Source organism: Parabacteroides sp. AF17-3 (genome assembly GCF_003635445.1).
GTDB lineage: Bacteria > Bacteroidota > Bacteroidia > Bacteroidales > Tannerellaceae > Parabacteroides > Parabacteroides goldsteinii.
This window is the reverse complement of the sequence record NZ_QTMM01000023.1, coordinates 86682-108357: the sequence shown is the minus strand read 5'-3', so window position 1 is coordinate 108357 and position 21676 is coordinate 86682. Positions and strand designations below refer to the sequence as shown.

The window sequence follows — 21676 nt, the reverse complement described above, 5'->3', positions numbered from 1 at the left end:
AGTTTATTAATTATTACCCGGGAATGTCCCTTTAACAGTTATACCCATACTTCTAGCTGTTCCGGCAACCATTTTCATGGCAGCTTCAACAGTAAAACAGTTCAAGTCGACCAGTTTGTCTTCTGCAATAGTTTTTACCTGATCCCAAGAGATTTCTGCAATCTTCTTACGGTTCGGCTCAGCAGAACCACTCTTCTGTTTAGATGCTTCCAATAACTGGATAGCAACAGGAGGGGTTTTAACGACAAAGTCGAAAGACTTATCAGCATAGTAAGTAATTACCACAGGTAATATCTTACCAGCCTTGTCTTGGGTTCTGGCATTAAATTGCTTGCAAAACTCCATAATATTAATACCCTTAGAACCTAAGGCAGGTCCTACTGGGGGAGAAGGGTTTGCTGCTCCTCCTTTAATCTGCAATTTGATTTGTCCAGCAACTTCTTTAGCCATTTTTCTAAAATTTAGATATATAACATCAATAACAGAAAGAAAATACTTCTCGTAACAAAAGTATTACTCCTTCTCAACTTGCATATAACCCAACTCAAGCGGGGTTTTACGTCCGAAGACCTTCACCATCACTTTAAGTTTCTTTTTCTCGGCGTTGACTTCTTCGATTACACCAGTAAAACCGCTGAACGGTCCGAAGGTGATCTTAACACTCTCGCCAACATAAAATTGGACATCCAGTTCTTCCTGTTGATCCTGCAATTCGTCAACCGTACCTAAAATACGATTCACTTCAGAAGGACGCAACGGAACCGGGTTATCAGACCCGCCCAAAAATCCGATTACATTAGGAATGCTTCTTAATCGATGAGCGACTTCTCCGACTAATGCAGCTTCTACCAATACATAACCCGGCAAGTAAGCTCTTTCTTTCATCACTTTCTTACCATTACGCACCGTAAAAGTCTTCTCCGTAGGTATCAGAACCTGGTTGACATATTCACCCAGATCTGTGTTCTTCAACTCAGCCTCGAGATACTCTCTGACTTTATTCTCCTTACCACTGATGGCACGCAGAACATAAAATTTCTTTTGGATATCAGACATATCTAAAACTGATTAAAAGATTTTCTCGTAGAAGAAACGCATTACGCTTTCGAAGCCTAAGTCCACAACAAAGATTACTGCTGCAATTATAAGGGAAGCAAACATAACAACCACAGCACTATTGGAAAGCTCTGTTCTAGTAGGCCAAGAAACTTTATAAACAAGTTCGTTATAAGATTCCTTAATATAAGTAATTATCTTTTTCATCGAATCTATAGATTTTTAGCACGGAAGGAGAGGCTCGAACTCCCGACACCTGGTTTTGGAGACCAGTGCTCTACCAACTGAGCTACTTCCGTAAAATAGCCAGTCCTGTTACAGACTGGCTACATGATTTATGTATGAATTAGTTTTCTAATTCTGTAATCTGACCAGCACCTACTGTACGTCCACCTTCGCGGATTGCGAAACGAAGACCTACGTTACAAGCTACCGGGTAGATCAGTTCAACGTCGATTGTTACGTTATCACCAGGCATAACCATTTCAGTTCCTTCCGGAAGAGTAATTTCACCTGTTACGTCCAATGTACGGATATAGAACTGAGGACGATATTTGTTGTGGAACGGAGTGTGACGACCACCTTCTTCTTTTTTCAGGATATAAACCTCAGCTTTGAAGCGAGAGTGTTCTTTAACCTTACCCGGATGGCAGATAACCATACCACGTTTGATTTCGTTCTTGTCGATACCACGAAGCAACAAACCTACGTTGTCACCAGCTTCACCCTGATCCAACAGCTTACGGAACATTTCAACACCAGTTACAACTGATTTCTTTCCGTCAGCACCCAGACCGATGATCTGAATTTCTTCACCAACTTTTACGATACCTGCTTCAATACGACCTGTTGCTACAGTACCACGACCAGTGATAGAGAACACGTCTTCAACCGGCATCAAGAAAGGTTTATCAACATCGCGCGGAGGCAGAGGAATCCATGTATCAACAGCTTCCATCAACTCCATAACTTTGTCTTCCCATTTCGGGTCGCCATTCAATGCACCCAGAGCAGAACCACGGATGATCGGAGTGTTGTCACCATCGAAATCATAGAAAGAAAGAAGTTCTCTCATTTCCATTTCAACCAATTCCAACATTTCTTCGTCGTCAACCATGTCACATTTGTTCATGAAAACAACCAGCTTCGGTACGTTTACCTGACGAGCCAACAGGATGTGTTCACGAGTCTGAGGCATAGGACCATCAGTTGCAGCAACTACGATGATAGCACCGTCCATCTGAGCAGCACCAGTTACCATGTTCTTTACGTAGTCGGCGTGACCCGGACAGTCTACGTGAGCATAGTGACGGTTTGCAGTCGAATACTCTACGTGAGAAGTGTTAATTGTAATACCTCTTTCTTTTTCTTCAGGAGCGTTGTCGATAGAATCGAATGAACGCAGTTCTGAAAGACCTTTCTTTGCCAATACTGTTGTGATAGCAGCTGTCAAAGTTGTTTTACCGTGGTCAACGTGACCAATCGTACCAATGTTCACATGTGGTTTCGATCTGTCAAATTTCTCTTTTGCCATAACTTAATTGTTCTTTATTTGATTAATGATCATGTTCTAAATATCATCTTGAGCCGGTGCCGAGACTTGAACTCGGGACCTCTTCCTTACCAAGGAAGTGCTCTACCGCTGAGCTACACAGGCGAAATAAAAAGAGCGGAAGACGGGGCTCAAACCCGCGACCCTCAGCTTGGAAGGCTAATGCTCTATCAACTGAGCTACTTCCGCAATTTTAAATCTTTCACGAACCAATTCTCGCTTAGAATTGTTCCTTAGTAGTGGGCAGTGATGGATTCGAACCACCGAAGTCGAAAGACAGCTGAGTTACAGTCAGCCCCATTTGGCCACTCTGGTAACTGCCCATTTCAAATTTCAATTCTTTTGAGCCTCTTGTCGGATTCGAACCAACGACCCCGAGATTACAAATCACGTGCTCTGGCCAACTGAGCTAAAGAGGCAAACCTTCTTTCTAAAAGAAGCCGTTTCGTCGGGTAGGCGAAACGGCTGCAAATTTAGATATTATTTCTTACATACCAAATTTATCTACCGTTTTTTTTATTTGGCTCTGATTTTTTCCTTGAATTTAACTAATTGCTTTTCCAAAGCTTCAACACATTCGTCAATTGACTCTTCAAAAGTGTCGTTTACCTTCTCCGCAAAGCAATCGCCATTCTTTATTTTTAAACGTACAGCAGCCTCTTTATTCTTAGCAGCTTCAGGCTTCACGACCTTTAATGTTACTTCTGCCAATATTATGCCGTCGAAGTATTGCTCCAACTTACTAACTTTCTTCTGAATAAACGCTTCTAACTGCGCTGTAGCGTCAAAATGGATTGCTTGAATTCTAATGTCCATAATTAACCTCCTTCTTTTTTAGCTCTTGGATGAGCATGATACACTTTTTTTAATTCCTCAAAGGTTGTATGTGTGTAAACGCTGGTTGAAGCCAAACTACTGTGTCCGAGCAACTCTTTCACAGCGTTCAACTCTGCTCCATTATTCAACATACTTGTTGCAAACGAATGTCTCAATACATGAGGGCTACGTTTCGCCAATGTTGGGATCTCCGACAGTTTCTTCTTTACTATAGTATATACGATACCTGCCGACAACTGCTCCCCGTTTTTTCTTACAAAAAACCATCCGCTCTCCGAACCAACTTCACGATTTCGAACTTCAGTGTATGCTTGTATCAAGTTCTTTAACCCTTCTGCAAATGGAATCAACCGCTGCTTGTTACGCTTACCTGTCACACGTATCTGCATCGCTCCGAAATCCACATCGGAATCTTGTATTCCGATCAATTCCGAACGGCGGATACCTGTATCATACAGCATTTCAAGTATCAGACGATCCCTTACACCTTCAAAATCCTCATCAAATCCATCTCCATCCAACAACAACTCCATTTCCTTATCTCTTACAAAATAAGGTAACGGCTTTTTTGTCTTCGGTCCGGTTATTAACCTTAATGGATTCACAGAGATGCTTCCCTGCTTCATAAGGAATTTAAAAAAAGACTTCAAAGAACTTAATTTCCGATTGACCGACACCGGAGAAATCTTCTCGTCCATTAAAGAAACGATCCAACTTCTGACTAAATCCGCATCGACATCTCCCGGAACAAATACGCTTTCCTTATTCAATTTCACATATTCTTCGAACTGACGCAAATCTTTCGAATAAGCCTCTATCGTATAATTGGAGTAATTCCTTTCATACCGAAGATAATCTAAAAATGAATCTATCAACATATCTGCGTTGCATCAACTATTATGCAACGAAAATAGGAATAAGAATTCAATAAAACAAGCCTGACAGGATATTTTATTCTTCTACCTGCTGCAATTGCTGAACGTAAACCGCACGCATGTTTTGTTTTCTCTTTTCAACAGAGGGTTTTATAAAAGCCTGACGACTTCTCAGTTCTTTTACCACACCTGTCTTTTCGAACTTTCTTTTAAATTTCTTAAGCGCTTTTTCAATGTTTTCGCCTTCTTTCAATGGAACTACGATCATAATTTAATTTATTATATTGTTTTTAATTACATCCTCAAAATGGGCAGCAAAATTACTGATTCTTTCGTTATTAGCAAAACTTTCCGGAATTTATTTTACGAAGCCTCCACAAAATAAGCTAAAACCCGATCCGTTATAAAACTCTTTGTAGCAGCAAGACACATCATCTCTCCATAACCGCCTCCAGATCCTTTTCGCTTGTGCAGACCGGCCCCTTCATAAATTCGGGTACATTATAAGACTTATATTGAAAAAAATAAGAATCACTCCTTTTTTGTGGTAATAAAAAAGGCTTTCCTGCATGTCCGGAAGAATCTATATGAGCCAGATACAAGCAAGTAAAAAGCCCTGTCATCCGACGGCTACTAAAAACGATCCAATGACCTTCCGACGACCAGGAATGATAACTTTCCGTTTCTTCCGAATTTAAGATCGATGTATCTACTTCTCTTTGGTTATGCAAATCAAACATACATAAGTCCGCATCCCGATGCCAGATAGAAAAATTACCATAAGCATGTCGCGTGTATAGCATAAAACGCCCGGAGGGTGATATTTTAGGGAAAGAGATACTGGCATTTAGTGTATCGACTCGTATCACCGTATCAATTTTACTTCCCAAAGTCCCTTTCTCCAAATCCACATCCAGGCTACATAAATGATATCGTACGTAATTAAATGAATCCGGTAACGATATTGCAGGAGCAGAGCAAAAGTATAACTTTTTTCCATCGGAAGAGAAACAGGGAAAAGTCTCATAAGCATCAGCCGACGATAATAGAGAACTGGTTAAAAGTATATTCTTTTGTACATCCAGGATCACAATATCCGAGTGCAGATCCATCACCTCAATGCGATTCCTGTGCTGTGAATGTACTGCCTGTACCGTCTTGTTTACAGAAAAAGCTATATATTTACCTGATGAATGCCAAGATGGATAAACTAAAGTTTTTATTTTTTCGGAATAATCCGTATTCAATTTACTAACAACTCCATCTTTAACTAAAATAGTTCCTGCCGGTTTAGGGCGCTGATGGAATATATACTCTTCCGGGTTTCCTTGATTGGTCGCATGACAATTCACACAAATTTCTTTTACTCTTGAATTTTCAAAAATGGCATCCTCTTCATAATTAGCCAAACAACGTTGATAAATCCCCATATTCCCCCACACCTCATATCCTGGCTCAATCAGGCGATATGAAAGATAAGGATCTATCGGATCCGAGGATATATATATCTTAAAAGAATCAACGCAGTTCCACAAATGGTCAGTCTTTTTCTGAATATAAACATTCATTACACTATCAGATGTCACTAACTCTCTCCATTCGAGTGAAGAAAAACGCACCTCTTTACCCCGGCGATTTAACTGTTTGGTTCGTGTACATAATAATACCTGAACATTCTCATTCACTTCCGGCAGATTTACATAAAAAGATAACGGTGCAATATCAACCGGAATTGTAACATTTCTGTAATCAGGAAATATAAGTTCTCTCGTTGCATAACTAGGTCTCTCTTCTTCACAACAAGACAAAAACAAAATTACATACCAGCAAAACAATAAATATTTAATCATAAACGAACAGGATTAAAATCGTAATAATACCAATAACTACTTGTATAACAACGAATATCCCTATTCTCCATATTCATAGATATATCCAAGTGATTCGTCTTACAAAAGGATTGATAAGCCAGAAAACGCTCTTTCAACGAATCCGGTATAAAGAAATAATCAAGTATTTGAGGGTTGCTTTGTGCTCCCAGAAAAATTGCCTCCTGATAAATAACCGGGACATTTTTCTCATTTTTATAGAAATAGTAAAATGCTTTCAAAAACTCATTCAGGTTCTTATCCAACAAATATGAGCATAGAACAAAATCTGCCAACTTCTTATTATGCACATTATCATAAGCCAACAGGTCTATGTCTTGGAGATATACAAAATTATCGGCCTGAGATTCGACTCGTCTCAAACAAAGAGTGTCCACCTCCCAATTCCGATAAACCCATGTTTTGTGTAAATAGGAAAGATATTTATCTACAACTGCATACTCTCCCATCTCCCAATTACATGTTGCCAGCATTTTTAGAGTCTGTGGATATCCGACTGATCGTGCACAAACATTACATTCAAAAGCATACTTCCGAGCCGATGCTATATCTCCATAGTAATAACATATCTTTTGTAGTGTCATAGAAACAAATGGCGTCATATTCCAATCGACAAACAGCCCTTTACTCCCCTGCTGTGTATACATAAGCAAAGAGTCTGCCAAAACGCCCTGTTCTGCCAAAGCCAAGTTTTGATAATTAAGACATAATAAATCCGTAGGTTTCTGTTTCTTACAATTATGTAATATCTTTTCCCATTTTTTGTGATCTGCATAATACGCATATTTTTTTACCGGCAAAGACTTTCTATCATCATATCCTGACAATAAAAAAGCACCACAGAGTAAAAATATAACGACCTGAGTACCCATCCTCCAATATCTATTCTTTATCGCAACAAAGACAAAGCCAAATAATGGACTCAACAATGGACTGAAAGCCAATAAAAACCACGGAGCATAAATCACCCATCCGGCTCCCCCTTTCAATACATATATCCCATCAGCAAAACATATGATCTCCGAATAATACAGATATCCGGCATAATTCAAATAAAACACCAGTAATATTGTGAATAGCGCAGGAATAAGAAGCAGACCGATTTTTAGCCTGTACACCTTTATTTCCTGGATCAATAAAGAAACAGCAAAGGCGACAAAAACCGATCCGGCTATCAGATATAGCAAGCAGATCATCAAACATCCGGTCAGGATACGTACGGACTCTTTTTGAATACGCTTATAAACCAACAGAAAAACCACACAAAACAAATAAGCAACGACTCCTGCATAAAGAAAATTAAAATCAAGAATATCAATCAGTAGAAATAATAAAATGAAACCCTCCAATAAAAAACAGTTTTTATTGAAAGAGACGTATTGCTTTATTAACCCGGCTATACATACTAATAATAATGCTGAAACAAACTCACCTACCAGCGGATAATAAAAAAACTGTACCAGAAACTCACCCAAATACACTGATAAGCCTCCAGGATGAGAAACCGTTTCAAACAGATAGTCCTCCGAAAACATAAACAACTGAAACTGCTCGATATAGAAAAAATGATAACTATATCCAATCTGCAACAATAAAAATAATAGAATGAACAGGCTTATATAAAACAATTTACTCATCATTCTGCATTTTTCAATAAATTACCCGAATACCGATACAACTGTCCGCTCTCATCCACGCCCTCAATTACCACATGATATGAAGCCGGGAGATCCGAAGCATAAAATTCCACACTTCCTTCTCCCTGAGAGTCTATTTCCAAAGTAGGATTCCAATAAAGAGTACTGCGTATATCCATTTTTTCCGATTTTTTTTCATCAGGTGTCTCATATACCGGATGATAGAATTGATCCGGTTTCACATACCCTTGCGAATGGAATAAAGCTACCCCCTTCCTCTTGCGATTCATTGCTTCCGGTTTCAATGTAATCACTACAGCAGGAGTCGACTTACTTATAGAACCGTATTTACATCGTTTCTGATCCCTAAACACATCAAAGCTCCTCATATCATCCGGATAAATTGTTTCCAATATATAATTATCATCCCAACAGCACATCCCATCAATCACTACAAGCGGATCACTTACATCTGCGCCTCCCATAGCTTGTCTGAATAAATCTTTTGCAGTCCTGGACACCGACTTTCCAAGCATATCTTCTGTCATGGAATAATCAGCCCACACACGTTCAGCCTTTTCTTTGGCTGTCTGAGTCCGTTTTCCTTCAATCACGACATCTTCCAGATTGATTACACGCATACCACCGGCGTCCATTGCAGAGGATAGATAATGTGGATTAAAAACAAACAATGAATCAGGGAATAAATTTTTGTCTTCTACAACAGGAACGGTTTCTTCGTCCATCTTTATATCGACAACTGCCAGACCTTTTTTACTTCGGGCTTGTACGACAAAAGTCGTTGAGTCACAATAATCAATCCCATCCAACAAAAAACAACCTTTTTCATCCGACTCCAACGTCCTGACTAGATTATTTGCAGGATCGACTGCGACTATTGCCGCATCTTTTGCCTCTTTACCGAAAAAATTCAAAATCCTTCCACTTATATATTGCCCCTTCTCCACAAAATAATCAGGCATTAACGATTGCTCTGCAAAAGGAGTAATATCAAACCGACTCCAGCCATGTGTCAACATCAATAAATCCAACCCTCTTATAGTTGTTCTGGACTTCTCTTTAAAATACCATCCGGGATTCTCCACAAATCCCTTCAAATCCGACACAAGTAACAGATCAGAGTAAATATTGCTTGACAGTGAATCCACAGAAACCGAATTATTATCCGTAATGCTTAATGAAAAAGAGCCTTTTGCCGGCAATCCCGATTCATTATCCAACCTGATATTTATTTTTATTTTTTCCCGACGCTCATATGTATCTTTATCAGTTTGTAAAGTCCAATAGCTTTCCTTCTTTGGATAATTAAATATCAGTCGTTCACTCAATTTATTACCAGCCTGATCCATCAACAGAAAATGAGAAATACCATCCGGAAAATAAGAAGAACTAATAACACCCGTATGATTCTCTTTACTTATCGGCAATAAAAAACGAAGTAATCCTCGCGTATGACCAATCAAATATAGGGAATCCGATTGTTGACTATCCGGCAGTGATGAAAATATCTGATAACGTATTTTTCCGGCCGATTGATTTAATGATAATGTAATGCCTGAATCTTCAGCTTTTGGTAATTGTATCTTTTTCTCTTCACATCCGGGAGAACGGACTAATGCGTAATATGAATTATCCTTCGCCGGAAGAAAAGAAAAAGTTCCCATTCCATCATGCTCGCTCTTCACTTGTGTTAGCGTATCCCCTGACTGATTGACTATATATCCTTCCAACATTCCACTATAACCATTTGAACGCTGACATTTAAAAGCCATTTGCTGACGATATCCCGTTAATAAATGTCCTCCCTCCGGAAAAAAAGAAACACTAAAATCATTTTTCCTTATATTTTTCTTCTTTAGTTCCAAAGTATCCGTTCTATCCAAGGTATTGGCTATCGGAATATTTTTTTGAAAGAAAAAGTTTACATTAGCATTACGCATCCAATTTGTATATCCCCTCAATGTATATTCTCCTACAATCATATCCGTTGGTAATAGTAAATTACCCCAAAAGCCACCTTCATTTTTCTTTACTTTTTGCCTACAAACAATTTTATTATTCTGATTTACCAATTCCACATAAATAAAATTATCCGGCATATCCGGAGCATGGGTAGACGAGTTCACCAGATATCCTTTAAACCAAATTTGCTCTCCTGCAGCATAATAAGGTTTATCCAAATGCAAATACAACTTTTCCTGTTGAACTGTTTGAAGATTTAAAAAAAAGGAGATTATCTGTTCACTTGTTGTTTTTTCCCGAAACAAACGAAATGACATTCCATTCAATAGGACACAGACGATAGTTATAAATAGGAATTTCATAAATCAACTGATATTTTTCATCATTCTCTCACTGTGTTTTATAGTAGGTCCAAAAAACAAAACCATCGTTCCCGCCTTTTGGACCTACCGATAATCAGTATGATACTACTTCGCTAACTGTTTCATATTTTCAGTAACAACAACCCAATCACTCCATTCTGCCTCCAATCCTTCCGAAGCAGGAGTAACTAAAGTCCGATATCGATAAGAAATATGGAATCTCATTATTCCCAGTTCTTCTCCGTACCGATTCGATTCAGCCACTGTCAGGACTTCTTTATCTTCCTCACTTCCAAGCATCTCAACTTGTATATTTTCCTTATTATAAGGATAGACTGTCAATGGATAATAAGAAACACCTTTATAATTCAGCGTTTTTTCTTCGCCAATCTTTACAATAATGCTATATTTATTGATTAACTCCAGATCTGCCTTATTTCCACTGTTTTCCATACCTGCGTTAATCCTTACTTCCTGCTTACTTAAAGGATACATACGCTTATTGGCTGCAATTTTAGAAACAGGCCCATCACCGACCTGGCGAGTACCTCTCATCGACATTAATGTATTGTCCTTTTCCGATGCAAAATCATTCTCCAGAACAACCTGATAAAGCACACGGTTCTTCTTTGGATTAATTTCATAAGCTGAAACGCCTGTCAACTTCAATGGTATCATATATAAAGAGTCCGGAGAAAGTCCTTCCGGACGTATCTTGATCGGCAATAAAGCATAAGGCATTTCTCCCCCCTGCTTCATTGTTACCGAATATGACTCGATCGTGTATTTAGACGGATCCAATCTTTTTGCATATTTATCCGTATCCAAATCATAGTTCAGCAGATTATATTCACCCAACAACTCTTCATCAGGCTCCAACGTAAACGTTATATCCTGATCTATGTCCAATGTCCCTCCTGCATATAAAGTTAAATAACCAGTACTTTCTGTTTCATTTAGCGAATGAACAACCTGAAAAGCCATATTATCATCACTTAACACATAAAGCACCTTTTTATATTGTTCTTCCTTAAACATATCACTTTGGTTACAAGCGAGAAGTCCGGAAAAAAACAAACATGCGGTTATTCTATATATTACCTTGTTTATCATATCCATATATTTTAATATTATTAATTATCCCATCCCGGATTTTGATCCATTTTCGGTACTTTTCTGATCTCCTGGCGACTAATAGGCAACCAGATCATTTTTCTTTCGACTTTACGATTTCTGGCTATCGGATGATTGACCACCGTACGCTCATAATAACCGTCTTTACGTGATTCGGTGTCCATTCCGACAATAGGCTCTTTGTCAACTTCTTCATAAATACCCCAGCGACGTACGTCATAGAAACGACGATTCTCATGTAAAAACTCGATCATTCTTTCGCGTACTATTAAATCAAACATTTGATCAGGGGATGATAATTCAGCAGATGTCAAGCCCGGAAGCCCGGCACGGTAACGGATCATATTAAAATATTTAGCCATCTCATTCACATCTCTGGTAAATGTCTGACTGTTACCTTCAGCATCTGTAATGGTATGCCCTCCCGTCAGGTTGTTGAGTGCTTCCACATAAGAAAGAAGAATTTCTGCATATCGGATTATAGGGAAAGGTTTTTCCAGTGTCTCCGCATCATTTCCGGCCCAGGCATCGTCTTTGTGGATAAACTTCTTGATTACGTAACCTGTGATCGGGTAATTTCGAATATCTGAATTTGTACGGTCTTTCCCGGAGTTCCCTCCCTTAAAATAGGTGATCGTCTGATTTCTGCGTCCACTCTCGCTTGTAGAAAGACAAGGCCAGAAACATTCACTGAAACCGATAGAGGCATAAAAACGCATTTCTCTGTTCATATACATATTATATACGCCATTATTCAACTGATAACCGGAGAAGGATTGCTTCTCACTGGAAAATCCGATTTCCGAATAAGGATATTCTTCACTCGAGTTGTTGATATCACGACCGTCTACCATATAATACGCATCTACAATCTTTTGAGGAATAGCCATACCATTCCAGCCACCTAAATTATCAATAGGAAACGCATGCCGGGTATAGTTTCTTACATTACTGGAAATACGCCCCCACACAAATTCCGTATTTTTTTGAGACAACGCTTCTCCTGTAAACATATCGCTATACGACTTGAAAGGGTCGATATTTCCCGCCCCATTGGGAAAATCTCCCGAAGGAACATTTTTGGGTAACGGCATAGTTGTCGAATCTCGTTTTACCGTATATAACTCATAAACTCCCATATCAATCACCCGTTTTGCTGCCGCAGCGGCAACCGCCCATTTCTTTTCGTCATATTGCTGTGAAACATAATCAACTCCATCGACCGTACGTTTCCACGATGCAAAATGGGTTTTAGCAGCTGCACCACCGTTAAACAAGGGACTTGCCTGCTGCAAACGCAGACGCGCAATCAGCCCGTAAGCCGCTCCACGGGTAGGACGTCCGAATTGCCCCATAGAAACAGTAAGAGGTATATATTTCGCAGCCAACTCCAACTCATCACAAATATAATCTACCGACTCGTCATAGGTCGCTCTTTCCCGGTTGTAATACTCCGGTTTCTCATTCGTCTCCAGGGTTTCATCACCTATCAAAACAACCGGACCAAAATTCATCAATATATGATAATAGGCATAAGCACGCATAAAATGAGCATATCCTAATATCTCACGCTCTTCTAAGGTCGTAAGGTCTTTACACTCATCTATTCGTTGAAAAATAAGATTGGTTTTCCGTATGATCTTATACATTTGCGGCCAGACATTCATACTCATCAGGTTGTCAGGATTTATATTTCCCAACACAAATTGCGTACCCGGATACTCATCATGGTCCCACATAGTAAAAGCTTCATCCGAACCGACAACTCCCGGTGTATACGTACTACCCCAAATAGCTCCTTCATCATAAAAAAAGGCTGCCGTACCCCATAAATATTGTTGTAAATTCAACTTATTCTGAAAGATAGAATCATATCCCAACGTATCCATAAAATAATCATCAACATTCAGATAATTACACGAACTCATAGAACAATACAAAGCAATAAAAGCAACAATGATTAAATGCTTCAAATATCTTAAATATCTCATATTCCGTTATTTTTAGAAATTAACATACATCTGTATCGCATACCGGGCCGGTATCGGATATACATTCCCGTTTTTACCGGCTTGCTCCGGATCTACCGTCTTTACCTTATCCCATACACAAAGATTATAGCCGACCAATTGAAGGTCTACAGAGGAAATTCCTACATTGTTCAACCAACCTAAAGACTTCAGGTTATAGGTCAAGCTGATTTCCTGTAAACGCAAATATTTGGAATTACCTTTCCAGAAAGTCGAGACTTGTGTATTGTTCTCATTCTTTCCATAAGTCAAACGAGGAAACATGGCATCAGGATTTTCTGTAGACGGATCTCCTGAATACCAGGCCGGAGTCCATCGGTTTGCCTGGATGCCAGCCTGTACCGGAACATTACCTACTACCGCTTTATGGAACGGTATATACCCCATTTCATACACATCATAATTACCATAACCATCCGGTAAACCGGCTTTGTAATAGTCAGTGTTACCGGTACCTTTAAACAATACCGACAAGGTTAGATTTTTATATCTGAACTCACCACCAAAACCATACATCAACCGTGGATAATCAGAAAAAGATAAAGGAACCTTGTCGTCAGTCGTTATTTTTCCATCTCCATTGACATCTTTATATTTGATATCCCCTGGGCGAACCGTACCGAACTGGGCTGGACTACTTGCCACATCCTGGTCATCCTTAAACAACCCTAAAGCTATATATCCTCTCTGTATATTCAACGGATTACCGGCAATACGTTGATACTCATATTTAGGATATGCCTGTTCCCAGTCTTGAACATCATTTGTCGAATAGGTAAAGTTTCCACGAACCGTAAAAGCAAAATCTTTACCAAATGTTTGTGTATACGAAATATTACCATCAGATCCATAACTTCTCATACGTCCGACATTACCAAAAGGCATCGTTATAATACCTGCAAAATCAGGAACCTGGGTACGCTGTTGGAAAATGCCTTCCCGTTGATCATTAAAAAAGTCCACAACAAAATTCACTCGTTCATCAAACAAACGACCTTCAATACCTAAGTCCGCTTTTGTTGATTTTTCCCAGGCCAGATTATCCGCGCCGACGATAGACTCATTTACCCCCCAGGAATAACGACTTCCCCAACCGGTATTCGCAGTCGAATTGATAATAGTCAAATAAGGGAATCGTTTATCCGAAATACGGTCGTTACCTACTTGCCCGTAAGAGAATCTGAATTTCAAGAAGTTCAACCAAGGTAACGCTTTTTTCATAAAATCATAGTTTGTCGGAACCCAACCGACTGCACCGGAAGGGAAAAAACCGAATTGTTGTCCAGGACGGAAATTTTCAGAACCGGTATAACCAAAGTTAGCATCAATGAAATAAGTATCCTTAAAACCATATGTCACACGTCCGGATAACCCTTGATACCTCTTTGGTATCGCATCCATACTTGTTTTTACATTATATGTGTCTTTCTCATCACTCATATAGTAGTATAGTAGTCCGGTAAAACGATGATCGTCACCGATCATATTTTCATAATTCACATTTGCTTCAAAATGGTATTTACGCCATTGCCGCTGATAATTCATAAACTGAGCCGCTTCCGCATTAATTTTCTTTACCAACTTCAACTCCCCGTCAGTCGAACGTCCCACCGCATAATACATATCAGGTAAAACATAGCGCGTTTCATCATAGTAACTCTTATTATTTAAAGCACCCTGTATCTTTACCTTTAACCCCTTCAGAATCGGAGAAAAATCCTGAGTTAAAGCAAGCGTCACCATATTGGAATAGGTCTCGGACGTTTTCATCCCCGTATGGTTCAACATCACATAAGGAGAATACTGGCTACCCGTTCCATAAGCCGGTAACATACCGTTTGAATATTTAGTAGGAATCGTAAGGGGAGTCAGAGCGGCTTGTGCATACCACAAATAGTCGGTATTTGCCATACCCGGTTCTTTTTTAGATGTCAGAGTTCCATCGAGTCCCAAATAGACCTGAGTCGTCTTCGTCACATTAACATCCAAGTTCGTTCTATAATTATATGTATTATATCCGGAACCGGCCTTATATTTACTATTCTTATCCTGTTTATAGGCGGCGCCTTCATCAGACATACCCAAACTGATGAAATAACGGGCAATACTACCTCCCCCCTGCGCATTGATATAATAAGTTTGCTGCAAAGACGTCTTATTCAAAACCTCATTCTGCCAGTTTACGTCCGGATATAAATCCGGGTCAAGCTGGTATTTGATCAAATCCATTTCCATGGGAGAATATAAAGGCGTTGATCCTGATACTACCCGAGCTTCATTGGCCAGTTTGGCATAATCGTAAGCTCCCACGTATTCCGGCAAACGCTTCAATGTAGATACTGTCAAATTTGCGCGCGCTGTAATTCTCAAACGATCCACCGTTCCACGTTTGGTTGTCACCAATACAACCCCATTAGCACCTCTCACCCCATATACTGCGGTTGCAGAGGCATCCTTCAGTACAGAAAAACTTTCAATATCAGCCGGTTCTATATGACTCAAATCCCCTTCCAAGCCGTCAATAAGTACCAAAGCACTACTATTTGCACCGAAAGTACTCATACCGCGAACCCAGAATTCCGATATATTTTTACCGGGCTCTCCACTCGTTTGTAAAGAAATTACTCCGGCAACTCTACCTCCCAGCATATTATTGATCGACGTAGACGGTACTTGCAAATCTTTTGTATCAACAGTTGAAACAGCACTAAGCACACTGATTTTCCGTTGTTTATTACCCATAGCAGTAACAACAGCTTCCTCCAACTGAACCGAAGAAGTTACCATTTTTACAACCAAATTCTTTTCTTCCTTTGCGACTTGGTATTCAAAATTATCATATCCCAAATAAGTAAAGACAATCATATCGCCTTTACTGGCCTTTATTAAAAATTTACCGTCTATATCCGAAGCCGTACCGACACCCGGACGATCCTTCAGGTATACATTCACTCCTGATAACGGTTCATTATTAAATGACGGATCAATAATTGTTCCTTGTATCGTAAATGTTTGCTTCTGTGCGACCACAACCAGAGCACACCATAGCAACATTTGTATGATGAAGAGTCTTTTCATACCATCAATTTTAAAATTGTTTAATTTATTAGATTATTCTATAGCCAACTTACGAACACAATTATTTCTTGCATCGCCGACATAAATGGTGCCTTCTTTGTCGATAGCCACTCCTGTAGGATATTGAAACAAGGCATCTTCCGGCGAACCATCCACATACCCCTTTACACCGGCAATACCAATAACAGTACTAACCACACCATCACGTGTTATTTTTCGTATAACATGATTTCCGGCATCAGCGACATACATCACTCCGTCTTGATCAAAACAGATTTGTTTCGGATCATTAAATAAAGCATCTTCACGTTCTCCATCCTGCCATCCGGTTTCATTCTGAACACCGGCGTAGAGTTCATGCTTTTTGGTTTTGATGTTATAGCTATATATACAATGTTTAGCAGAATAACAGATATACAACATATCAGGCTCAAGAGTATCAAAACTAACAAAGCTATCAGAGCTACTTAATAATCCTTCATCCAGTTGTTCCGCAGATTTTGTTCTCGGATCAAAGCGAACAAGTTGACCATTATAGGCACGTGTATAGATTAATCCGTCGTTTACATTTGGTGCAACCGAATGCATCCAGTCAAGTGTAAAGGCAGGGGTTCCTTCTTTGGGCCTAGGTTTAATTCTTTTAGGCGCCCACTGAGTTTCAGGATCAAACTCGATCAATCCCTGAGACCCCTGATCTAAGGCTACAAAAACGGTTTTACCTTCTGCATCCGTTGCAGAAGCGTTGGGATACGGACAATTACCTGAACCTTTGACCAACGTACTGACAACATTCTTTTCCTCATTAATTTGGCGAACTGCATGTCCAAGACGTTCACTAACAAAAATATTTTTCTCTGCATCCACACATAAGAACCAGGGTTGATCAAAAGAAGCCTCTGCCAATGTTCCATCAATCATCTCACCATGTCCATCGTCACCTCCCACCGGTTTTCCGGCTATAGTAGAAACCGTAGTCTGCGTTGTATAGGAAAATGTGTTTTCAAAAGTAAGGGAGTCTTTTCCTATTGCAACAGATATTTGACACTCTGCACCGGGCTGTCTCGGAGTAATTACATAAAGCATATCACCGGCAGCACGCACAACAGCCGCTTTTTTGGTGTTATAATATACTTTTATAGCTTCCGGATCTGTTCCGAAATTAGTACCTTTAATGATCACCTTAGTTGCCATCCCTCCCGAATCGGGATAAAATGTTTCCAACTTGACCGGAGTATTCGGATCATAGGGTTGCCCGCTTCCATTTGCATTCGTCTTATCATCAGAACAAGAAAAAATGGAGATAAGCAAACAACTTAACATAAGAGATGGTACATTCTTAGTAACAAATCTCTTGGGTTTAAAATAAATTGTCATAATTGATTACTTTAGATGTTTAGGTATAACTTTCTGTTTCAGTATCATTGTACTGCAAAAACCGGGGTTCAACTTTATCCGCTCATAGACATTTTTTTAATAGGTTAACAATATATTCACATTGAAGAAACTCTATCCGGCTATTCTGTTTTTCAATTTTTTACATGGTGAATCGAGTTCTGCCAGAACTATGGTAATTATTCCTTATACATGCTGAATATCACCCAAAGCAAATAATAAGAGCTATTATATTAGAGTGTTTTTTAATAAATGCGGGTTGGTTTAATCTGAATTTCCCAAAATTGGATACAAAATATCTTTAGCAATACGCAAACATACACGCGCAACAAAATTTAACACGTACAATAACAGACAAAACGAAAACTTTTATATTTATTGATTTGTTTTTCATAAATTTAGTCCGTACATTTGCATTCGAAGGACATAGTTCTGGCAGAACTATAAACAAGAAGAATTTCAAGGCTTAATTATCAACAATACCCTCATCCGGACCACACAGAGCGGATTAAAATGCTACCATTTAAATAGGTTACTTTTATTAAATTCAATTGCAGGCTTACATGTCTTCTAATTCTAGATAAACAATCTTTTTCCTTGGATACAAGAAAAAATCAATATCTTTTTCTACTCTATTTCTATCACTTAACAAAACACCACAAAACATTGAATACAAAGCAAGTAGATAACTGCATAACGACTTTTGGAGCCCCTGAAAATGCAGCTATCCCACTTAGTGTCATACCGATTTATCCACTATGACTCAAATCCTCCATTCGCCGGATTGAAAATTCCTTTTTCCGTAATAATTGCAGTAATTAATTCGTTAGGTGTTACATCAAAAGCCGGGTTAAATATTTTTACATCTTTCGGAGCCATACGATGCATATACCACATTTCTGTTACTTCAGCAGGATCCCGCTCTTCAATAACAATGGATTTACCATCGGGACATTGCATATCAATCGTAGAAGTAGGTCCCAAAACATAAAAAGGAATGCCATAATGCCGGGCAAGTATAGCAACGCCCGAAGTCCCGATCTTATTAGCGATATCGCCATTGGCAGCGATCCTGTCACAACCGACAATGACCGCCTGTACCCAACCCTTCTGCATAACAGACGAAGCCATATTATCGCAAATAAGCGTGACATCCACCCCGGCTCTGTTCAACTCGTATGCCGTCAGGCGAGCTCCCTGGAGCAGCGGGCGGGTTTCATCGGCAAAAACTTTAAAACCATATCCTCTCTCTTCTCCCAGGTAAACCGGAGCCAATGCCGTCCCATATTCAGATACAGCCAGATGACCTGCATTGCAATGGGTCAAAATCCCCATCCCCGGACGCAACAATGACAGGCAATGTTCCCCGATACGCCGGCAGGCAACCGCATCTTCCTCACGGATAGCCAGTGATTCCTTATGTAATAGTTCAACCAAAGCCGGTACTGTTTCCGAAGCATTTTCCAATACGACCTTTTCCATCCGGTTCAAAGCTGCGACCAGATTGACAGCCGTAGGCCGCGATCCCGCCAGATATTCTTTAACCTGACGAAACGCCGTATAGAATTCATCGAATGAGCCGACCTCGATCTGCCTGCTACAAACATATATACCATAGGCCGCAGCAACACCGATCGCAGGTGCCCCGCGTACTTTCAATTTATAAATTGCATCCCAGATATCCTCAGCCGAAGTAAGTTCCAAATAACATTCTTCAGCCGGTAACCGGGTCTGGTCCAGAATCACGACTGCATTCTGGTCGTCGCTGAGACGGACGGTTTTCAGATCTGTAATATTCTTCATTGTCATTTAAAAATGAGGCATATCAAGCGAAGGAGTTTTCGTTGCCAGTAATATAACAGTAGTAAGCCCGGCAACACCAAGAGCAACAGATCCCCAGATCAATCCGGTACGTCTGCTCCGATAATCGCAGTTATAAAAAAAGTTTCCTTCTTCATTTCTCCAGGCCTGAAAGCTGGAAGGGACCACATTTCCGGCTTTTATCAACTCCGACAAATAAAAAGACGTTTCATAATAAGAATAATGACGTTCCACTCCGTTTTCTCCCCCGGTAAAAAGCGCCAGATAACTTCTGAAACGTAAAGGACTGTTTCTCTCACTGAAAGTCTTCATCTTCAAGTTTGTCCGGCCACCGTTTGCCTTTTCAAACGGCTGATCGGTCAAATCTTCACGTGATACTATATCAAATACTAATTTATCTAATGTAAGATTGGAGGATTCTATCTGAGCACAAGGAGGTATAAACTCCACTCCTTTCGGAAGCTGTATCTCTCCGGAGAAACTGCCACGCGAACGGCTACTCACCGAACCATATTGCCGGTCCCAGTTATACGAACTTCCGTACGAAGAAGACTCCGTGACCCCTTCGACAGGAATGGCATCTTTATAATAGCTGGTTGCCTTACCGTTAACAATCAAAGCCGAACGCTGCCAGTCCACAAACAGAGGTTCATCCATTTTGTTTTGAACCGTCACCAATACCGGACCATCCTCTCCATGAAAGTTATAGATGATACACACACTATCGTTATCGATCACAAAATCTTTATTGACATCATAACGACCCGACCGGTCATTAGAAGCAAGCGTCGAATAGTAATAAGAAGAACAACTACTCAGACTCAACAACATCCCGGACAAACAAACCAAAAACATCCACTTCTTCATAACCTTCCATTTTTATATTATCCTCATTTCCTACCGCTATCAATAGTGATCAGGTGTCAGCGTCGACTCTATTACAATACCGGCAGCACCAATGGCTACGGCACCTACGATAATTCCGGCATCAGCGCCTTTTACCTTATGCACATAGAAAAAGTCTCCGGCCTGCTTTTTCCCGGCATCAAAAGAAGCTGGCGGCACATTCCCCGTCTTGATCAGCTGTGCAACATAGAAACTACTTTCATAAGAAGAATAGTTTTTCCCTCCGTTCTCCGGATTAGCCGTATATAAACTCAGATAACTCCTGAAAGACAAAGGACTATCATCCTCCGTAAACTTCTTCACTTTCACATTTACCACATCTGAATTGGACTTGGCAAATTTCTGTGTCGTATATGCCCCTTTGGGTATACGGTCGAACGGAAAATTCGTAAGCCTCAAAGGAGTAGATTCCACCTTTGACCTGGGAGGAATAAAACTGACACCTTTAGGCAAAGCTATCTGACCGGCAAATGAGCCGCTAGAATAAGCGTCTGTCGAACTATATCTTCTGCTCCAACTGAAACTGTCACCATATGAAGAAGATTCGGTTTGTCCCTGTATCGGGGCATTCTCCTGGTAATAGCTGGTTGCAACGTCGTCAATGATCAATGCAGAACGTTGCCAGTCAACAAACAGAGGCTCATCCATCTTATTATATACCGTGATAGATATAGGCGCATCTTCACCATAAAAACAGTAAGATATGCACACACTGTCATTTTCTATGACAAAATCTTTATCGTCATTTTTCTCTCCGACTGCATCATTCGACTCCAATACTGAATAATAGTAAGAAGAACATGAACTCATGCAAAGCAGAGCCACTACACTCAAAACAAACAACATTCTTTTCATGATCATCCGATTAAGTAAAGTCCAACAAATATATTCTTTTTTATTTAAAATCTTCAACGTTTCCAGCTTTAAACGAATGCGACCCGCACTTTTCCGTATTAGCTTACCGAAGTTGCCTGTTTTAATGACATCCTGGTATATTTAAGACATTCCATCAATAAAAAACCCCTACTTCATATGTCTAAATTATACTTACCACAGACACAATCCTTCTTATCGTTTCAATTTTTTTCCGTTACATTTTTGTTTGTTGATAACTATCGGCAAGC

17 protein-coding genes and 5 tRNA genes are annotated in these 21676 nt (G+C 39.8%); all 22 read right to left on the bottom strand.

What is annotated here, in order from left to right; translation table 11 throughout:
* Positions 1–6: 6 nt before the first annotated feature.
* Entirely contained in the window at positions 7–450 is a 444-nt protein-coding gene (rplK, locus tag DWW91_RS24850; RefSeq protein ID WP_007654181.1) for a 50S ribosomal protein L11, read from the bottom strand.
* A 63-nt stretch (positions 451–513) separates the two neighbouring features.
* On the bottom strand, positions 514–1056 hold the full coding sequence (gene nusG / locus DWW91_RS24845; protein WP_007654182.1) for a transcription termination/antitermination protein NusG: 543 nt from the start codon (positions 1054–1056) through the stop codon (positions 514–516).
* Between the two features lie 12 nt (positions 1057–1068).
* Positions 1069–1263 carry a preprotein translocase subunit SecE gene (secE, locus tag DWW91_RS24840; protein ID WP_007654183.1) on the bottom strand — a complete coding sequence of 65 codons (195 nt, stop codon included), beginning with the start codon at positions 1261–1263 and terminating at the stop codon, positions 1069–1071.
* Positions 1264–1282: 19 nt separating this feature from the next.
* Positions 1283–1355: transfer RNA gene (locus DWW91_RS24835), tRNA-Trp, on the bottom strand.
* A gap of 47 nt (positions 1356–1402) precedes the next feature.
* On the bottom strand, positions 1403–2590 hold the full coding sequence (tuf, locus tag DWW91_RS24830) for an elongation factor Tu (RefSeq protein WP_007654184.1): 1188 nt from the start codon (positions 2588–2590) through the stop codon (positions 1403–1405).
* A 51-nt stretch (positions 2591–2641) separates the two neighbouring features.
* Positions 2642–2713: transfer RNA gene (locus DWW91_RS24825), tRNA-Thr, on the bottom strand.
* 11 nt (positions 2714–2724) lie between these two features.
* Positions 2725–2797: transfer RNA gene (locus tag DWW91_RS24820), tRNA-Gly, on the bottom strand.
* A gap of 51 nt (positions 2798–2848) precedes the next feature.
* Positions 2849–2931, bottom strand: a tRNA-Tyr gene (locus tag DWW91_RS24815).
* 22 nt (positions 2932–2953) lie between these two features.
* Positions 2954–3027 (bottom strand) — tRNA-Thr (locus DWW91_RS24810).
* 97 nt (positions 3028–3124) lie between these two features.
* Entirely contained in the window at positions 3125–3424 is a 300-nt protein-coding gene (gene hpf / locus DWW91_RS24805) for a ribosome hibernation-promoting factor, HPF/YfiA family (RefSeq protein ID WP_007654185.1), read from the bottom strand.
* A 2-nt stretch (positions 3425–3426) separates the two neighbouring features.
* A complete protein-coding gene (xerC, locus tag DWW91_RS24800) occupies positions 3427–4323 on the bottom strand; it encodes a tyrosine recombinase XerC (RefSeq protein WP_007654190.1) in 897 nt (298 codons plus the stop codon).
* 73 nt (positions 4324–4396) lie between these two features.
* On the bottom strand, positions 4397–4588 hold the full coding sequence (gene rpsU, locus DWW91_RS24795; RefSeq protein WP_007654191.1) for a 30S ribosomal protein S21: 192 nt from the start codon (positions 4586–4588) through the stop codon (positions 4397–4399).
* A 163-nt stretch (positions 4589–4751) separates the two neighbouring features.
* Positions 4752–6170, bottom strand: a complete 1419-nt coding sequence (locus DWW91_RS24790) for a PD40 domain-containing protein (RefSeq protein ID WP_122329233.1) — start codon at positions 6168–6170, stop codon at positions 4752–4754.
* A complete protein-coding gene (locus DWW91_RS24785; protein WP_122329232.1) occupies positions 6167–7849 on the bottom strand; it encodes a DUF6057 family protein in 1683 nt (560 codons plus the stop codon). Before DWW91_RS24785 ends, DWW91_RS24790 begins: the two co-directional genes overlap by 4 nt.
* Complete coding sequence (locus tag DWW91_RS24780; protein WP_233584572.1) at positions 7846–10047, bottom strand: hypothetical protein; 2202 nt, start codon at positions 10045–10047, stop codon at positions 7846–7848. Before DWW91_RS24780 ends, DWW91_RS24785 begins: the two co-directional genes overlap by 4 nt.
* 249 nt (positions 10048–10296) lie before the next feature.
* Positions 10297–11229 carry a DUF1735 domain-containing protein gene (locus tag DWW91_RS24775; protein WP_233584571.1) on the bottom strand — a complete coding sequence of 311 codons (933 nt, stop codon included), beginning with the start codon at positions 11227–11229 and terminating at the stop codon, positions 10297–10299.
* Positions 11230–11324: 95 nt separating this feature from the next.
* Positions 11325–13316 (bottom strand): RagB/SusD family nutrient uptake outer membrane protein, encoded by a 1992-nt coding sequence (locus tag DWW91_RS24770; protein WP_007654202.1) that lies wholly within the window; start codon positions 13314–13316, stop codon positions 11325–11327.
* Between the two features lie 12 nt (positions 13317–13328).
* On the bottom strand, positions 13329–16433 hold the full coding sequence (locus DWW91_RS24765) for a TonB-dependent receptor (RefSeq protein ID WP_046147923.1): 3105 nt from the start codon (positions 16431–16433) through the stop codon (positions 13329–13331).
* A 33-nt stretch (positions 16434–16466) separates the two neighbouring features.
* Positions 16467–17807, bottom strand: a complete 1341-nt coding sequence (locus tag DWW91_RS24760; protein WP_010800491.1) for an IPT/TIG domain-containing protein — start codon at positions 17805–17807, stop codon at positions 16467–16469.
* A gap of 774 nt (positions 17808–18581) precedes the next feature.
* Positions 18582–19628, bottom strand: a complete 1047-nt coding sequence (mtnA, locus tag DWW91_RS24755; protein WP_122329238.1) for an S-methyl-5-thioribose-1-phosphate isomerase — start codon at positions 19626–19628, stop codon at positions 18582–18584.
* Between the two features lie 6 nt (positions 19629–19634).
* Positions 19635–20513: a hypothetical protein gene (locus DWW91_RS24750; RefSeq protein ID WP_122329229.1), complete on the bottom strand. Its 879-nt coding sequence runs from the start codon at positions 20511–20513 to the stop codon at positions 19635–19637.
* A gap of 39 nt (positions 20514–20552) precedes the next feature.
* Positions 20553–21407 (bottom strand): hypothetical protein, encoded by an 855-nt coding sequence (locus DWW91_RS24745; protein WP_044215225.1) that lies wholly within the window; start codon positions 21405–21407, stop codon positions 20553–20555.
* Between the last annotated feature and the right edge of the window lie 269 nt (positions 21408–21676).

What these genes read in the sequence shown, in the direction of transcription:
- tuf (WP_007654184.1), bottom strand. Translation starts at nt 2,590, where the DNA reads ATGGCAAAAGAGAAATTTGACAGATCGAAACCACATGTGAACATTGGT.
- DWW91_RS24785 (WP_122329232.1), bottom strand. Translation starts at nt 7,849, where the DNA reads ATGATGAGTAAATTGTTTTATATAAGCCTGTTCATTCTATTATTTTTA.
- DWW91_RS24750 (WP_122329229.1), bottom strand. Translation starts at nt 20,513, where the DNA reads ATGAAGAAGTGGATGTTTTTGGTTTGTTTGTCCGGGATGTTGTTGAGT.
- DWW91_RS24770 (WP_007654202.1), bottom strand. Translation starts at nt 13,316, where the DNA reads ATGAGATATTTAAGATATTTGAAGCATTTAATCATTGTTGCTTTTATT.
- DWW91_RS24775 (WP_233584571.1), bottom strand. Translation starts at nt 11,229, where the DNA reads ATGTTTAAGGAAGAACAATATAAAAAGGTGCTTTATGTGTTAAGTGAT.
- rpsU (WP_007654191.1), bottom strand. Translation starts at nt 4,588, where the DNA reads ATGATCGTAGTTCCATTGAAAGAAGGCGAAAACATTGAAAAAGCGCTT.
- DWW91_RS24790 (WP_122329233.1), bottom strand. Translation starts at nt 6,170, where the DNA reads ATGATTAAATATTTATTGTTTTGCTGGTATGTAATTTTGTTTTTGTCT.
- mtnA (WP_122329238.1), bottom strand. Translation starts at nt 19,628, where the DNA reads ATGAAGAATATTACAGATCTGAAAACCGTCCGTCTCAGCGACGACCAG.
- secE (WP_007654183.1), bottom strand. Translation starts at nt 1,263, where the DNA reads ATGAAAAAGATAATTACTTATATTAAGGAATCTTATAACGAACTTGTT.
- nusG (WP_007654182.1), bottom strand. Translation starts at nt 1,056, where the DNA reads ATGTCTGATATCCAAAAGAAATTTTATGTTCTGCGTGCCATCAGTGGT.
- DWW91_RS24765 (WP_046147923.1), bottom strand. Translation starts at nt 16,433, where the DNA reads ATGAAAAGACTCTTCATCATACAAATGTTGCTATGGTGTGCTCTGGTT.
- hpf (WP_007654185.1), bottom strand. Translation starts at nt 3,424, where the DNA reads ATGGACATTAGAATTCAAGCAATCCATTTTGACGCTACAGCGCAGTTA.
- rplK (WP_007654181.1), bottom strand. Translation starts at nt 450, where the DNA reads ATGGCTAAAGAAGTTGCTGGACAAATCAAATTGCAGATTAAAGGAGGA.
- DWW91_RS24760 (WP_010800491.1), bottom strand. Translation starts at nt 17,807, where the DNA reads ATGACAATTTATTTTAAACCCAAGAGATTTGTTACTAAGAATGTACCA.
- DWW91_RS24745 (WP_044215225.1), bottom strand. Translation starts at nt 21,407, where the DNA reads ATGAAAAGAATGTTGTTTGTTTTGAGTGTAGTGGCTCTGCTTTGCATG.
- xerC (WP_007654190.1), bottom strand. Translation starts at nt 4,323, where the DNA reads ATGTTGATAGATTCATTTTTAGATTATCTTCGGTATGAAAGGAATTAC.